The organism is Hymenobacter aranciens, assembly GCF_030580865.1.
Lineage (GTDB): Bacteria > Bacteroidota > Bacteroidia > Cytophagales > Hymenobacteraceae > Hymenobacter > Hymenobacter aranciens.
This window is the reverse complement of sequence record NZ_JAUQSY010000004.1, coordinates 336,199-350,646: the sequence shown is the minus strand read 5'-3', so window position 1 is coordinate 350,646 and position 14,448 is coordinate 336,199. Positions and strand designations below refer to the sequence as shown.

General features: G+C 62.5%; 13 protein-coding genes. 2 read left to right on the top strand and 11 right to left on the bottom strand.

Annotation, left to right across the window (positions count from 1 at the left end; all coding sequences use genetic code 11):
* Window positions 1–41: 41 nt before the first annotated feature.
* Window positions 42–2,252 carry an OmpA family protein gene (locus tag Q5H93_RS07785; RefSeq protein WP_305005944.1) on the bottom strand — a complete coding sequence of 737 codons (2,211 nt, stop codon included), beginning with the start codon at window positions 2,250–2,252 and terminating at the stop codon, window positions 42–44.
* Window positions 2,253–2,517: 265 nt separating this feature from the next.
* Here Q5H93_RS07785 and Q5H93_RS07780 point away from each other — a divergent pair, with 265 nt between their 5' ends.
* Entirely contained in the window at window positions 2,518–3,120 is a 603-nt protein-coding gene (locus Q5H93_RS07780) for a NifU family protein (RefSeq protein WP_305005943.1), read from the top strand.
* A 158-nt stretch (window positions 3,121–3,278) separates the two neighbouring features.
* On the opposite strand, the gene Q5H93_RS07775 is transcribed toward Q5H93_RS07780, so the two are convergent.
* The 7 genes from Q5H93_RS07775 to Q5H93_RS07745 all read right to left on the bottom strand — a co-directional run bounded on the left by Q5H93_RS07775 (window position 3,279) and on the right by Q5H93_RS07745 (window position 11,284).
* Entirely contained in the window at window positions 3,279–4,190 is a 912-nt protein-coding gene (locus Q5H93_RS07775; protein WP_305005942.1) for a DUF5777 family beta-barrel protein, read from the bottom strand.
* 20 nt (window positions 4,191–4,210) lie between these two features.
* Entirely contained in the window at window positions 4,211–4,789 is a 579-nt protein-coding gene (locus Q5H93_RS07770; protein ID WP_305005941.1) for a YceI family protein, read from the bottom strand.
* 35 nt (window positions 4,790–4,824) lie between these two features.
* Window positions 4,825–5,217 (bottom strand): hypothetical protein, encoded by a 393-nt coding sequence (locus Q5H93_RS07765; RefSeq protein WP_305005940.1) that lies wholly within the window; start codon window positions 5,215–5,217, stop codon window positions 4,825–4,827.
* Between the two features lie 51 nt (window positions 5,218–5,268).
* The gene (locus tag Q5H93_RS07760; RefSeq protein ID WP_305005939.1) at window positions 5,269–6,960 is read right to left on the bottom strand and encodes a hypothetical protein; all 1,692 of its coding nucleotides are present in this window, start codon (window positions 6,958–6,960) and stop codon (window positions 5,269–5,271) included.
* Window positions 6,947–7,558 (bottom strand): RNA polymerase sigma factor, encoded by a 612-nt coding sequence (locus Q5H93_RS07755; protein WP_369810996.1) that lies wholly within the window; start codon window positions 7,556–7,558, stop codon window positions 6,947–6,949. The genes Q5H93_RS07760 and Q5H93_RS07755 overlap by 14 nt, the downstream gene beginning before the upstream one ends.
* A 201-nt stretch (window positions 7,559–7,759) precedes the next feature.
* A complete protein-coding gene (secDF, locus tag Q5H93_RS07750; protein ID WP_305005938.1) occupies window positions 7,760–10,768 on the bottom strand; it encodes a protein translocase subunit SecDF in 3,009 nt (1,002 codons plus the stop codon).
* Window positions 10,769–10,909: 141 nt separating this feature from the next.
* Entirely contained in the window at window positions 10,910–11,284 is a 375-nt protein-coding gene (locus Q5H93_RS07745; RefSeq protein WP_305005937.1) for a hypothetical protein, read from the bottom strand.
* 449 nt (window positions 11,285–11,733) lie between these two features.
* Here Q5H93_RS07745 and Q5H93_RS07740 point away from each other — a divergent pair, with 449 nt between their 5' ends.
* Complete coding sequence (locus tag Q5H93_RS07740) at window positions 11,734–12,414, top strand: hypothetical protein (RefSeq protein ID WP_305005936.1); 681 nt, start codon at window positions 11,734–11,736, stop codon at window positions 12,412–12,414.
* Window positions 12,415–12,490: 76 nt separating this feature from the next.
* Here the strand turns inward: Q5H93_RS07740 and Q5H93_RS07735 are convergent, their stop codons facing one another.
* From Q5H93_RS07735 to Q5H93_RS07725, 3 genes are read right to left on the bottom strand one after another with little or no spacing between them, the layout of a single operon-like run.
* Window positions 12,491–13,306, bottom strand: coding sequence for a T9SS type A sorting domain-containing protein (locus Q5H93_RS07735; RefSeq protein ID WP_305005935.1), 816 nt, complete (start codon window positions 13,304–13,306; stop codon window positions 12,491–12,493).
* 47 nt (window positions 13,307–13,353) lie between these two features.
* Window positions 13,354–13,815, bottom strand: coding sequence for a DUF4268 domain-containing protein (locus tag Q5H93_RS07730; RefSeq protein ID WP_305005934.1), 462 nt, complete (start codon window positions 13,813–13,815; stop codon window positions 13,354–13,356).
* Window positions 13,816–13,818: 3 nt separating this feature from the next.
* Window positions 13,819–14,379, bottom strand: a complete 561-nt coding sequence (locus Q5H93_RS07725) for a Uma2 family endonuclease (protein ID WP_305005933.1) — start codon at window positions 14,377–14,379, stop codon at window positions 13,819–13,821.
* Window positions 14,380–14,448: the final 69 nt, after the last annotated feature.

Here is a 14,448-nt window from a genome sequence, read left to right as displayed (position 1 = left end):
TATCATTGAGCGCATTAAGAAGTGCGATACCCAGGTCGTTTTTACCGTTGCAGAATCACAAACTCCACCCGGCGGTTGCGGGCTTTGTTGGCCTCCGTGTCGTTGGGGGCAATGGGCCGGATGCCGCCGTAGCCGCGGGTGCTCAGGCGGTTTTCGGCGATGCCCTGCTTCACCAGAAAGGCCTTGATGGCGGCCACGCGCTGCTCGCTCAGGGTTTTGTTTTCGGCCGGGCCGCCCACGTTGTCGGTATGGCCATCGAGGCGAATTTCGAGCGTCGGACTGTCTTTCAGGGTTTGGGCCAAGCGCTTTAGCTCGGGAAAAGAGCCCGGCAGCAGCACGGGCTTGCTCCGCACGAAAAACACGTTGTTCAGCGTGATTTTCTCTTCTTTAAGCGCCACTGCCGGCGCAGCCACGCCCCGCAATTGGCTGGGCAGCACGGCAACTTCGGTAGCCGCCGGCACCACGGCGCGGGCGGCTACCGGGGCCGGCAGCGGCAGTAGCAGCAAGTCCTGCGTGGTTTCGGCGTACTGGCTGGCGGTGCTCAGGTCGCGGTTTTCATTCACGGAAAGGTAGCCGGGGGCGGTGGCCCGCAGGCCGTAGGTGCCGCCGCTGGGCAGCACTACCTGGTAGGCGCCGGTGCCGACGGCGGCCTGGGCAAGGCCGGCGGTTTGGCCCTCGGGTAGTAATTCGTAATACACCGCCGCCCCGCCAATCGGCTGATGGGTAAGCGCATCGAGCACCCGGCCGCGTAGCAGCAGCGTGGGGCTGGGGCGGGCCGCCGCGGGCAGCTTTACCCGAAAGATATCCTCCAGCGGCTCGGGCCACTGGCGGGCGCAGAAATAGGCTTCGTCGCCGGCCGCGCTTAGGGTGTAGCAGGCTTCCATGCCGCTGGAGTTGATGCCCGGGCCCAGGTTGAGCGGCTCGCTCCACCGCGTCCAACTGTCGTCGAGGCGGCGGGTCACGAACAGGTCGCTGTCGCCGTAGCCGGGGTGGCCTTCGGAGGCGAAGTAGAGCGTGCGGCCATCGGGCGCCAGAAAAGGCGAGTTTTCGCGGCCCGCGCTGTTCACCACCGGGCCCAGACTTTGGGGGCGGCTCCAGCGGCCATCGGCGGCGCGGTGGCTCACGTAGAGGTCGCCGCGCGGGCTGCCCGGCGCCTCGTCCTCGAAAGCCATGACCAGGGTGAGGCCGTCGGCTGCCAGCGAGAAGTAATAGTAGGCCACGCGGTTGGGCAAACCCGGGATGACGAGCGGCTCGGGCACGCCCCAGCGGCCGTCGGGCTGGCGGTGGCTGAGCGAGCAGCCGCCGCTGGGCGCGGGCCGGCCGTCGGGTAGGTAGTGGTTGAGCACCAGCAGAGTTTGTCCATCGGGCGTGATGCCCAGCGGGCAGCTGTAGCCGCCGTTGTTGAGGGGGGCGCCCAGGTCTTCGGCCGGGCCCCAGGAGCCGTCGGGCTGGCGGCGGCTGCGCAGGATGTCGCAGCGCTTGGGCGCGTCGGGCTGCCAGTGCGAGAAGTACAGTTCCTGCCCGTCGGGCGAGAGCACCGGCGCCCCGTCGTTGTACCGGGGCGAGTTAAGCTGCGGGCCCAGCCGCTCGCGGCTCAGGGTGGTGGGCAGGCCGGGCAGACGCTTCACCAGCGAGTGGTGCCACACCCGCAGGCGGCGTGCTCGCACCACCGTATTGCCTTCACTCTGAAAGCCTACCAGCGTGCCCAGCGGCGCGGCGGCCACGGCCTCCACGGGCTCGTGCCATACCTCGGTGCCATTCACCGAGTAGTAGATGGTGGCGCCGCGCCGCGCCACGCGCAGGGTGTTCCACTCGCCCAGCGGCCGGGCGGCGGTTGTTCGCGTAGCGCCTTCGTTGTGAGTCGAGTATTTGCCGCCGCGCCAACCGCCGGCCACGAAGCCGCCGGGAATGATAGCCGCAATCGGCGCATCGGCGGCCGACCGGGCGCCCCACACCAGCGCGCCGGAACTGGTGTTGCTCATTTCAGCTTCGATAACGAAGTCGGCCGCTGTGTTTAGAGCCAGGTTTTGCCACGCGAAACGGCCGCCGCTGTTGCGGCTGGTCAGGCGGTAGTCGCCGGGTGTGAGGCTCACCTGCCAGTCGGCGTTATTGCCAGTGTACCAGCTGCGACGGTTGTCCTGAAAATCCTCATTAAGCAGCAGGTCGGGCGGCAGGGTTTGGGCGCGGGCCGGGCTGCTCAGCCGCAGGACCAGCAGGCTGAGCAGCAGCCAGCGAATAGAGAAGCACTTCATGCCGCAAGTTGGGCCAACTAAGGGCACACTTACTATCCGTGCCAGCCCTGATTTATTGGGAAGTATCCGACGAGCCGGACGGCGGGAAACTAAACGCTCCAACTCCGTAGCCCCGCGCCGGTTGTACCTTTGCAACCTCCGGCGCCTTCGCGCTGTTGTAGTGCCGCTGCTGGCTGCCAGCAGGTAGTTGTGAGGCCGGTTTACGGTTGATAATCAACGAGCCGCCAGCCACAGTTCTTAGTCCAAAAACCAGAAAATCAACAATATGTCCGCTGTCTCGATTTACGCCGAAGCGTCGCCAAACCCCGAGAGCATGAAGTTCGTGCTCAACCAGCAGCTCCTCGCCGACGGCGTGAGCGTGGATTATCCCACCCTGGAAGCCGCCGCCAACTCGCCGCTGGCCCAGGAGCTGTTCAATTTCGATTATGTGGGCCGCGTCTTCATCGCCCAGAACTTCGTGACCATCACCAAAACCCAAGCCGACCTGGGCTGGACGCACATCATCCCCGAGCTGCGCCAATTCCTGAAAAGCTACGTGGAAGCCGGTGGCCCGCTGTTCACTGTGGACCCCGCCGCCGAACAAAAGGCCGCTCAGGCCGCTTCGGCCGGCGACCCCAGCGCCCAGGACAGCCAGACGTCCCAGAAAATCATTGACCTGCTCGACAACTACGTGCGCCCCGCCGTGGAGCAGGACGGCGGTAACATCACCTTCAAAAGCTACCACGACGGCATCGTGACCGTGAACCTGCAGGGCTCCTGCTCGGGCTGCCCCTCGGCTACCGTTACGCTCAAGTCGGGCATCGAAAACCTGCTCAAGCGCATGGTGCCGGAGGTGCAGAGCGTGGTGGCCGAGGGTATCTTGGTGTAAGAACAGACAAGCCAGCACGTCATCCTGAGCGCAGCGAAAGGACCTCGCCCGCTTCTTTGTGGTAGTAATTCTTTTTCGTCTAAACGATTAAGATTACCGCCACAACGAAGCGGGCGAGGTCCTTTCGCTGCGCTCAGGATGACATTTCTTTTTATCCCCTACTTCAAATTCGACTTAACCGTGAAATTCCGCGCCACGGTGAAGCCGAAGTAAATATCACCGTCCCAGATATTGCCGCTGGTCTGTGGCACGAACTGCGACTCGATGAGGCCCTGCGAGTTGGTGAAGTGCAGCTGGAATACGTGGCCGCCCGTCTCGATGTCGACGCCGAGGCCGGCGGCGTTGCGGTAGGTGTCGGCGGTGTGGCCGGGCAGCACGTAGAAGTAGTCGGCCGTGAGGGCAATGCGCTTGCTCACCTTCTGCCGGATGGCGCCGCCGAGGGCGTACACGTCGTTCTGCTCCGCGTCGGTATCCACGTAGTTGCGGTGGATAAGGGTCGGCATCAGTTGAATGGACAGGCTGGGGCTAAACTTGCGGGCCAGCAGTGCCTGGTAGGTGTAGGCCAGGCGCGACGAGGCATCGCGCCCTTCCACGCCCGGCACCGTGGCAAACTTGGTGGTGACGATGGCCGCCGACGCTAGCAGCGACAGCGAAACGGGCATGGCGCCCGCGCCGGTACTTTGCTGCAAAGCGCGGTATTTCACGAAGCCATCGAAGGTTTTGCCAAGCTTGGTGCGGCCCACGCCCAGCGCCAGCCGGTTGCTGAGGCCGTACTCGAAGCTCAGGCGCAACTCGGCCTGGTCGAGGCCGAAAAATTCGTAGGCGCCGCTATTCAAAGTGCCAAAGCGGTGCTGGATGAGGAAGGCCAGCGTGCCCTTGCCGGGCGTTTCGATGGACTGGGAATTAACGATGTGCGTGCCTTTGAAGGTGGCTTGCACTACCTCGCGCCGCTGCGGGTCGGTGGTTTCTTTTTCGAGCTCGTTCAGCAGGTCGTCCTGGGCCAGGGCGGGGGCGGCGGCGCCCAGCAGCAGGCCGCCGGTAAGCAATAGCGAGTAAAGCGTACGATTCATAAATAACGGGAAATGGAGCGTTAGGGAGTCTTGGCGCTGGGGGTGGTAGCCACCGGGTCGCAGGCCAGGGCTACGCGCACGCTCACTGTTTTGGCAATCTTGTCGCGTACAAGCAGGGGAATTTCGATTTTGTAGTCGGCCGGGGCTACCGAAAACGTGGCGGTGGCCTGCAACTGGTTGTTTTTGAGCTCTACCACGCCGGGTACCGTGACGTGGTGCGTGACGCCGTGAATGGTGAGGTCGCCTTCCACCGTCACCTTTTGCTGGCCCTGGCCGAGCGTGGCAGCGTTGGTGCCGAGCAGCTTACCGCTGAAGGTGGCCTTAGGAAATTTATCCGACTCCAGATAGTTCTCGTTGAAGTGCTCCTGCATGAGGGTGCGCTTGAAAGTGAAGCTACGGATGGGAATCGAGATGGCCACCTGGCCGGAGCCGAGGTCAATCATGGCGCCGGCCTGCTGGTTCTGGGCCTCAATATCCTCAATCGGGCTGGCCGAGAAAAACGTGACGCGGCCCGTTTTGGTGAGGTAGCGACCCTGGGCCATAGTGGCCCCGGCCGCCGCCAGCAGCGTGGGAATGAAGAGGAACAGGAAGCGTTTCATAGCGGGAAGCGAGGGGGAAGCGGCGGCGTGCAAGGCTAGTTGTTGAGGGCACCGGCATCGACCCAGGCCTGAATGCGGGCAATATCGCAGTCCGAGAGCTTGGCGCGGCCTTTGGGCATGGCCGATACGCTTGGCTCGTGCCGCAGGCAGCGCATCAGCTGCCCACTCAGGGCGTGACTTTGCAGCACCGTGAACTGGTCAAAGTTTTGGAAGTCGCCATCATTCTGGTAGTTAGCCGTATTGTGGCAGTCGAGGCAATTGGCTTGGATGATGGGCGACACCACGGCGGCGTAGGTAATGCTGGTTGTGTCGGTGATGCAGGGCACGGGCTCGCCGTGCGAGTAGGTGCAGCTGGGCGTGCTAAGGGACAGGCCAACCAACGTGGCTACCAACGCACCGGCCAGCCAACGAGTAGAGAAAAAGCTCATAAATGAGAAAGAGAATGCACTAAAAAAGATATTGCGCCCGTAGCGTCGGGTCTACAGCCCGTATTTCACCCCGAAAAATACGCCGCCGCTCATCAATCGCACCTTGCCGGCGCCCACACCGCCCAGCGGCATCTTCACGTAGGGCTCGACCTGCAACCGCCAATGCTGGCTAAGGTTGTGCTCATAACCCGCCGACAGATTGAGCACGCTAAACCAGTGCTGGTTTTCATTAGTGAAGCTGCTTTCCCAACGGTATAGCCGACCGTAGTACTCGTAATCGTAGGCGTAGTTCTCGTGCTGCATAAACAAGCTCGACAACCCGGCCGAGCCGAATACCTGGTAGCGCGGCCGGGCCAGCACGTCGTAGCGCAGGTTCACGGGTACATCGAGGATGGTGCAGCGCCCATCAACCCACTCGAAAGTGCCGGTGGCCCCACGCGGGTAGTACGACCAGTCGTAGTCCTGCCGTCGGGCGCGGTACTGCTTGGTGCTGTGTAGCAAGCCGGTGTTCACTCGTAGGCGGGTGGTCAGACGGTATTCCAGCAGCACGCCCAGGTTAGGGGTAGGCGCCTGGTAGTCGGCCATTTTCACAGTGCTCACGTCGGGCGCGGCCAGCAGGCCGAGGTAGAGCCGGGGTTGCCGGAAGGGCTCCGGCAGCGGCGCGGTAGTAAAGGGGAGGGCGGCCAGCGGCGCGGGTAGGGCAGTGGCCGAATCCGTTTGTAGGGCTACAGGCCGCGGCTGCAACTCGGCTAATTCCGTTGCGGCCGCAGTGAGGCTACCAGTTGCATCAGCTACTGTGGGCACCGAAGCTGCATTTCCTGGCGCAGGCGCAATAGCCGCCAATTGTGTCAGCGTTGCATCAGCAGGCCTGGAAGCTGCTGATTGAAAACGGGAAGAGGTCAGCGCCTTTTGCTTGCCATGACTACCGTTGGTGGCACGAGTTGTAGATGTGTTGGCAGCAAAATGCTTGCTGTGGAGTGTGGTGGAAGCACGGCCTGTTCGGCTACCAGCGGTGCGCGGGGCTTTAGCACGCGCGGCGGTATAAGCCGTCATTTTCGGACGAGCCGCCGCCGAAGGTTCACGCCCCCCAGGTATCCGTGCGGCTTTCGCCTGCTGCCGTTCGGCAGCTGCCAGCCCGGCAGCCACTAAACCACCTGGGCTGCGACCGGCAGAAACGGCTGAATCGCTGGCCGTGCCAGCGGTGGTAGCGGCATGGCCTGCGTGCCCGGCCGCGCCACTGCTAGCGGAATGCGTATTACCACCAGTTGCAGCCCGAGCCAGCCCGGCACCCGCATTTGTAGCCTCAATCGAGTTGTTGTCGCTCGGCGAAGCTGGAGCCGAGGCTACAGCCGCCGCGCCAGCGTCATCAATAGCGCCGCTGGCAACGGCGCCGGATGAACGGACGCCTGGTTTTTGCTGCCAACCTGGTGCCGCGGCCCTGGCTCCGGTAGTCGGGCTATTCGCTCCCGCCACCCGTGCCGCAGGGCTTGCCGCAACCCCACCGCCCACCGCCACCGCCCGTTGCCGTACCGGCCACGCCAGCCACAGCAGCGCGCCCACGGCCACCACCAGCATCTCGGCGGCGAAAAACCGCCACAGCCGTCGCCGGAACTCGCGCTCCATCGCCGTCTTGTCGAGCTGCTGCTCCAGGCGCAGCCAGGCGTCGAGCGGGAAAGGCTCGGCCTCCGGCTCGGGCGGCGCCAGCCGGCGGAAGGCGTCATCAAGCTCCTTATCCGACCACATAGCGTGCAAGTGAAGGAGTGGAAGTATGGGCCAGCATCGTCCGGAGGTGGGCGCGGGCTTTGAATAGATTCGACTTGGAAGTGCCCACCGAAATGCCCAGCTGCTCGGCCACTTCCTCGTGCCCGAAGCCGTCGATGACAATCAGATTGAACACCGCCCGGTAGGCCGGGGGCAGGCGCTGCACCAGCGCCAGCAGCTCGTCGTAGCTCAGCGAATCGAGAGGCGTGGCGCCGCCATCGGCTTGATTATAGGTAGTATCGTCCAGCTCTTGTTGGTATTGGTGGCGCTCGTTGGCCCGGTAATGGTCGATGGCCGTGTGAATCATAATGCGCTTGAGCCAGCCCCGGAACGAGCCCGGCACATCCTGCGGGTGGCGGCTGGCGTCGAAGCGGTGCAGGTCGCGGAATACTTTCAGAAACCCGTCGTTCACCGCCTCCAGCGCCTGCTCGCGGTTGCGGGCGTAGCGCAGACACACCGTCAGGGCAAAGCCGTGAAACTGCCCATACAGCCGTCGCTGCGCCAGCCGCTCCTGCCGCTGGCAGGCCGCCAGCAGCTCGGGCAGCGTGGGGACCGAATCGGGTGGGGAGATGTGCATCATGGGCCAGGGCGGCGGGCTTTTAACTGGCGACTCGGAAGGTAAGGTAAAAAGGTTGCTTCACGAAAAAAGCCCGGCTGGTGGGCCGGGCTTTTTGGTTGTCATGTTGAGCGTAGCGAAACATCCTCTCACGCCTCAACGATGCAGTAATTCCTTATCCAAACGTGATAAGATGCTTCACTGCGTTCAGCATGACAGTTGTTACTACACCGAAGCGGCCGTGTTCAGTTTCGGCGCATCGCCCGAGAGCGTGCTGATGTCTTCACCGGCGGCAGCGCGCTCGCGCAGCTCCTTTTTACCATAGGTATCGAGGATGATGGGCGTGGCGATGAACAGCGACGAGTAAGTACCGAAGATGATGCCGATAATCATGGCAAACGAGAATGAGCGCAGCGTTTCGCCGCCGAAGATGTAGAGCACCAGCATCACGAGGAATACCGTGGTGAACGTAATCATCGTCCGCGAGAAGGTCGAGTTCAGGGCTGGGTTCACCACCTGGGCGAAGGTCAGCTTGGGGTTCTCGCGCAGGTACTCGCGGATACGGTCGTAGATAACCACCGTGTCGTTCATCGAGAAGCCGATAACCGTGAGCACGGCGGCCACGAAAATCTGGTCCATTTCGTAGTTCAGGCCGAAGGCGCGGGCAATCGGGAAGGCGGCGATAACCAGCAGCGCATCGTGGAACAGCGCCACTACGGCGGCCATCGAGTACTGCCACTTCTCGAAGCGGAACAGCACGTAGATGAAGATGCCCAGCAGCGTGAGGCCCAGCGAGAGCACCGAGGTGCGCTTGATATCGTCGGCGATGGTGGCGCCTACTTTCGAGGCGGAGGGCACCTGCGGGTTGGCCGAGGCGTATTTGGCCAAGCCCTGGTCGAGGGCGGCGCGCACTTTGGCGTCGGCCTCGGGGCTTTCGTCTTCGGCGAGGTAGCCAGTGGTTACGCGCAGGCGGGTGGGCGAGCCGTACTGCTTCACTTCGAGGCCGGCGTCCTGGAAGGCATCGCTGATGCCCTCGCGCACGTCGGAGGCTACCATGGGCTTGTTGAAGTCGACCACGTAGGAGCGGCCGCCTTTGAAGTCAACACCCAGGTTGGGGCCGCCCTGGATGGCCATCAGCACGAAGCCGGCCACGATGAACAGCGTCGAGCCGATGTAGGCAATTTTACGCTTGCCCACGATATCGAAGTTCACGTTCTGGAACAGGTTGCGCGACAGGAAGGTCGAGAAGGTGATGCTGCTCGTTTCCTTGCCTTTCGTCAGCCACTCGATGATGAGGCGCGACACAAACACAGCCGACAGGAACGAAGTCAGTACCCCGATGCCGAGCGTGATGGCGAAATTCTGTACCGGGCCGGTGCCGAAGAAGCCGAGGATGACGGCAATCAGCATCGTGGTCACGTTCGAGTCAAAAATGGCCGTGAAGGCGCGGTCGTAGCCCTTGGCAATGGCGTCGTGCAGCCCCAGGCCGTGGTTCAACTCTTCCCGAATGCGTTCGAAAATCAGTACGTTGGCATCTACCGACGAGCCGATTACCAGAATGAGGCCGGCGATGCCGGGCAGCGTGAGGGCGGTGCCGAACTGCGCCAGCACGCCCAGAATGAGGAACATGTTGAAGAGCAGGGCCACGTCGGCTACCAGACCGGCGCGACCGTAGTACACGGCCATGAAAATCATGATAAGCACCACGCCGGCCAGCGACGAGTACAGGCCCTGGCTGATGGCTTCCTGACCGAGCGACGGACCAACTACCGCTTCCTCTACAATACGAGTGGGAGCGGGCAGCTTACCGGCTTTCAGTACTTGCGCAAGGTCCTGGGCTTCTTCGATGGTGAAGTTGCCCGAGATGCTGGTGTTGCCGCCGGCAATTTCCGACTGCACCACCGGGTCCGAGTACACGTAGTCGTCGAGCACGATGGCGACCTGCTTGCCGATGTTGGCGGCGGTCATTTTCTGCCACTTGCGGGAACCGGCGGGGTTCATGCCCACGCTCACTTCGGGGCGGCCGCCCTGGTCGTAGTCCTGGCGGGCATCCGATACCACTTCGCCCGAGAGGGGAGCGGCGGCACCGTTACGGTCTTTCTTCACCGGAATCAGGCGCAGGTATTCCTGCTTCTCGATGGTGACGGGCTTGGCCGACCACAGCAGGGCCAGGTTGGGGGGCAGGGTGGCGCGGGCTTCTTCCGAGCGCAGCAGCGAGTTCATGCGCGAGGTGTCGCGCACGTTCACGCCCAGCGAGCCGGGCATGGTGAAGAGGCGCGACAGCGGGCCGCCTTTCGCGGTGGCCGAGTCGGCCTTGGCGGTGGCGCTGGTGTCTTTCTTGGCCAGCTGGGCCGCCAGCGAGTTCGAGGTCGAGTCGCCAGCGGCGGCGGTAGCGGTGGTGTCGGTAGCGGCGTCGGGGGCGGTGACGGTAGCGCCGCCGGCTTTGGCGAGGTCTTCTTTTGCTTTCAGCGAGTTGTCGAGCTGGGCGATGTAGGGAATCACCTCATTCTGCGACCATACTTCCCAGAACTCCAGCTTGGCCTGGCCCGAGAGGAGCTTGCGCACGCGGTCGGGGTTGTCCACGCCCGGCAGCTCGATTTGCAGGCGGCCGGTGCCTTTCACGCGCTGAATGCTGGGCTGGTTCACGCCGAACTTATCGACGCGGGTGCGCAGGATGTCGAACGAGCGGTCGATGGCTTCTTCCTCTTCCTTGTCGATGGCGGCAATCACCTTCTCATCCGACGAGTTGATGTCGATGCCGCGGCTTTTGTTGGTAGTGTTGGCGAAGATGCTGGCCAGCTTCTTCCCGTTGGCATTCTCGCGCCAGGCCTGGGCAAACAGGGCCGTAAAGGGCGTGCTGGAGTTGGTTTTCTGCCGCTCCACGGCCGTAGCCAGGGCTTTGTTGAAGGCGGGGTCTTTCGAGTTGCCGCTCATGGCGCGCACGATTTCCACCGGCGATACTTCCAGCGTCACGTGCATGCCGCCTTTCAGGTCGAGGCCGAGGCCGAGCTCGCTCTGGCGCACGTCGCGGTAGGTGTAGGGGCCGAATACCGGGGCCCGCCACACCGAGTCGAGGTAGTGCTGGCGCATGGTTTCGTTGACTTTGCCGTTCTGGGTGGCGTAGGCCACGGCTTTGTCCTGCACCCCGCGCGAGACGTAGGTGAAGAACAGGAAGTAGGCACACAACGCCGACACGATGACGGTGAGGCCGATGATTATTCCTTTGTTACGCATTAGAGGAATTATGAATTATGAGTTTTGAATTTTGAGTTGGGTAGGCAAGAGGTGTTATGAACTACAGCTATGCCGATGGTGCCCGTCGCAAAAAATGCCAGGCTGCCAACTCATAACCCATAATTCATAACTCATAACTCCCTACGGGGCCTGCGGCGACAGCACCACGGCCAGCAGCCGCTGCCGGAACACCTCCGCCGCCCGCACGCCTACGCAGAGGCGCGGCACGGCCAGCGCCCGGCGCACAGCCGGCAGCCAGCAGGTGGTGGGGGAGGCGGGCAGCCACATATCGGCCGCCGGGGCCACGAAGTGGGCCAGCGAGGCCGTGGCTTCGAGCAGCACTTTTTGCTTCACTACCGTGGCCTTGGGCGGGGCCGTGAAGCGCGCTTGTCCCTTTGGCGCCGGCAGCCGCAACACGCTCACCGTGCGCTGATTGAGCCCCAGCACCAGCAGCACCGAGCAGGTGAGCAGCACGAAGCGCAGCGAGGTGAAAAAATGGCGTTGGAATTGGCGCATAGGGCGGACAGGGCTACAAATATAGGTCTTGGCCGCCGGAAGGCAAGCCCAGCAGGCGGGAATTCATGGCGTTGGCCTGCTGGTGTGCTTCTATTCAGCCGTGCCGCGCCGTCTGGCAGATGCAACGGCCGCTCCGAAGCGTTGGCAGCCCCCTCCGAGGCGTTTTCAGAGAACTCCGGGGCGTTTTTAACTGCCTCCGGAGTGTTTGTAGCGCCCTCCGAAGTGTTTTCAGGCAGCTCCGGGGCGTTTTTAACTACCTCCGGAGTGTTTTCAGACATCTCCGAAGCGTTTCCAACTATCTCCGGAGTGTTTTCAGGCATCTCCGAAACGTTTTTATTTCCCTCCGAAAGAAATTATCAACTACTGGAGAACTGACCATGAGGGTCATTACGGGAAAAATAGTAGCTTGCAAGGCATTCTCACCATTCACCTATAAAAACCCTGAAATCATGGACAACGAGAAAGAAAACCAGTACGCCATGACCACCGTCCTGGCCAAGTTCATTACCGACAACCGCCCGGCTATCAAAGCCAGCAAGGTGGCCGACGCCGACGCCGGCGACGTGCTCACGGCCTACGAGGCCGTGAAAAATGCCGTGGGGCAAGCCCCGCTCAGCACCAGGGAGAATACCAAAAAGGCCAAAGACAGTCGGCGGGAGCTTCTGAAACTGCTGCCCGTGGTGCTGGGCCCCCTGCGCAGCATTGCCACCAAAACCAATGACCCCGACCTGCTGGCCCGGGCGACGCTCAACAGTCGCCAATTCTATAAGATGAAGCCCGAGGAGCTGCGCGACGTGAGCAAAGCCCTGCTTGAGGCCGCCGCCAACTATCAGAAAGAACTGGCCGACTATGCCCTTACGCCCGAAGCCCTGGCTACCCTAAATACCAAGCACGGGGAATTTGCCGGCACCGTGCGCCGCACCAGCAGCCTCATCGACACCCGCAGCACCGCCAACCAAACCACCGACGACCTGCTCGACGAGCTCATGCAGCAAGTGTATGAGCTGGACAAGCCGATGGACGTGTTTCGGCTGCTGAATAAGGAGCTGTACACGGGGTATAAGAAGGCCCGGCGCGTAGGGAGTATGGGTGGCGGCAAGGGGGGCGAGGAGCCGAAGCCGCAGGTGTAGCCCAGCGAGTAATAAGCAGCAAAAAGCCCCCGGTTGCGCTGGCAGCCGGGGGCTTTTTTATAAAAAAGGGAGTGACTTACTGCACCACAAAACGCTTGCCCGCCGTCACGGTGCCATCGGCGCGGCGCAGGCGGTAGGTGTAGGCCCCGGCGCGCAGCTCGCGGGCATCGAGCAGCAGGTGGTCGAAGGCGGCGCCTACGGTGTAGGTTTTGGCCACGCGGCCGGTCAGGTCGAGTACTTCCAGGGTGGCCGTCTGGCCGGCGGGTACGGAGTAGGGCAGCGTGATGCGCTCGTGCGCGGGGTTGGGGTAGGGCAGGGCCTCGGCCGTAGCAGTGCTGGCGGCGCGACTGGCCGTGGGCAGGTGCGACCCGCCCAGCGCAAACACCTTGGTGTAATGGCCCGTCTGGTTGCCGGCCGCGTCGATGCGGTAGGTGGGCACCAGCAGCTTGATGCCGGAGCTGCCCCGCACCAGCTGCGCCACGTTGTCGTACTCCACGGTGTCGGTCATGGCTAGCTGCGTGCCGGTTTCCGATACCACCACCAGGCGGTAGAAGCCCGCATTCGTGTTTTGCCGGCTGTAGTTGGCCACGTATTCCAGGGCATTATCCTGGTTGAAGAGCTTGTCGCTGACAAAATCAACGCTCTCGAAGGTGTAGCCCGCCACCGTGGGCACGGTCAGCTGCCGCAGCACGGCGTGGTTTTCCTGGTAAAGAGTGAGGGCATTGGAAGCAGGTGTCTGTCCATCCACCGGCCACTCATAGTACACCAGCGCCCCGGTCGAAAGCCGGCTGGCGCCAATGTCGGCGCGGTAGCTATGCTCCAGCGTCATTTGCGCCCGCACGGTGGTGGTAGCGGCCAATCCCAGGCCAACAGCGAATAAAAAATGCTTCATTTTCAAGGTGAGCGGTGAATAGAGGTGGGCGGCAAAGATAGCCGCGCTCACTTCAGCGCCTCAAACGTGTACTGCGCATCCGCCCAGAACGCATCGAGCGCCACCATGCGCGGCTTAAAAAACGAAATCAGCGCCGGCCAGCTCTCGCGGTCGAAGATGTTGGCCGGGCGCAGCTCCTGGTAAATGCGCGTCAGCGGCAGCCCGTTGGCAGCGGTCGAGTCTAATTCCCAGGTCCACTCCTCGCCCAGGGTTTCGTGCAGCAGCGTTTTCAATTCCAGAAACTGCTCGAAGAACAGCTCCCGGATGCCCGCGTCCGGCATCGTCAGCTCGATGGCAATGGTGGCCTGCCGGTTGTCGGCCTGCATGCGGAAATACAGGTGCTTGATGCCCGTTTTGTAGTTCACCCAGTTCACCGGCCCCCCCTCGGCCGAGGGCACCGGCTGCATGTATTGCCCAAACGTGGTCCAGAAGGCCTGGCGCAGCTGGGAGGCTTCGGCTTTGGTATACATTGATTAACGTAGTCGGCGCAGGGGCCGCAAATCGAGGCGGAAGCCGGGTAGCACAGGCTCGCCGCTCAGTTCCTGCTCGTAGCCCGTCACGGTTTCGGCGGGCTGGCCAGCGCGGTAGATGTAGGCCATTTCGGCTTCCACGTCGAGCAGGAAGCCGAGCTGCACACCGTTGGCAAGGTATTCCTCCATCTTGGCCTGCAGGTCTTTCAGACGGTCGGATGGCGACTTCACTTCGAGCACAAATTCCGGGCACACCGGCGGAAACTTGCGGCGCTGTTCGGCGGTGAGTTGGTCAAATTGGGCGTTGCTGAGCCAAGCCGCATCGGGCGAGCGCACCGCGCCATTAGGCAGCGTAAAGCCCGCTGACGATTCGTAGGTCTGCCCCAGCTTGGTTTGCCGGTTCCATAGCCAAAGCTGGCCGTAGCCTTCGCCGCTGGAAGCACTCGAATCAGAGCCGGCTGGTGAACGAAACATGATATCGTGTTGCGCGGTGCGCTCCAGATTAAGTGTTGGGTTGTCCTGGCAGAGCTGAAAAAACTCATCATCCGTCAGGCGAGCTACCATAGGCCCCCGCAGGGTACGCAGCTCTAAAGGCATTTCAAAAACATCCATCACGGTCGGAGATTAGGCAAA

Bases quoted from the DNA above. Each gene is read 5' to 3' on its own strand.
- Q5H93_RS07785 (WP_305005944.1), bottom strand. From the start codon at position 2,252: ATGAAGTGCTTCTCTATTCGCTGGCTGCTGCTCAGCCTGCTGGTCCTG.
- Q5H93_RS07780 (WP_305005943.1), top strand. From the start codon at position 2,518: ATGTCCGCTGTCTCGATTTACGCCGAAGCGTCGCCAAACCCCGAGAGC.
- Q5H93_RS07775 (WP_305005942.1), bottom strand. From the start codon at position 4,190: ATGAATCGTACGCTTTACTCGCTATTGCTTACCGGCGGCCTGCTGCTG.
- Q5H93_RS07770 (WP_305005941.1), bottom strand. From the start codon at position 4,789: ATGAAACGCTTCCTGTTCCTCTTCATTCCCACGCTGCTGGCGGCGGCC.
- Q5H93_RS07765 (WP_305005940.1), bottom strand. From the start codon at position 5,217: ATGAGCTTTTTCTCTACTCGTTGGCTGGCCGGTGCGTTGGTAGCCACG.
- Q5H93_RS07760 (WP_305005939.1), bottom strand. From the start codon at position 6,960: ATGTGGTCGGATAAGGAGCTTGATGACGCCTTCCGCCGGCTGGCGCCG.
- Q5H93_RS07755 (WP_369810996.1), bottom strand. From the start codon at position 7,558: ATGATGCACATCTCCCCACCCGATTCGGTCCCCACGCTGCCCGAGCTG.
- secDF (WP_305005938.1), bottom strand. From the start codon at position 10,768: ATGCGTAACAAAGGAATAATCATCGGCCTCACCGTCATCGTGTCGGCG.
- Q5H93_RS07745 (WP_305005937.1), bottom strand. From the start codon at position 11,284: ATGCGCCAATTCCAACGCCATTTTTTCACCTCGCTGCGCTTCGTGCTG.
- Q5H93_RS07740 (WP_305005936.1), top strand. From the start codon at position 11,734: ATGGACAACGAGAAAGAAAACCAGTACGCCATGACCACCGTCCTGGCC.
- Q5H93_RS07735 (WP_305005935.1), bottom strand. From the start codon at position 13,306: ATGAAGCATTTTTTATTCGCTGTTGGCCTGGGATTGGCCGCTACCACC.
- Q5H93_RS07730 (WP_305005934.1), bottom strand. From the start codon at position 13,815: ATGTATACCAAAGCCGAAGCCTCCCAGCTGCGCCAGGCCTTCTGGACC.
- Q5H93_RS07725 (WP_305005933.1), bottom strand. From the start codon at position 14,379: ATGGTAGCTCGCCTGACGGATGATGAGTTTTTTCAGCTCTGCCAGGAC.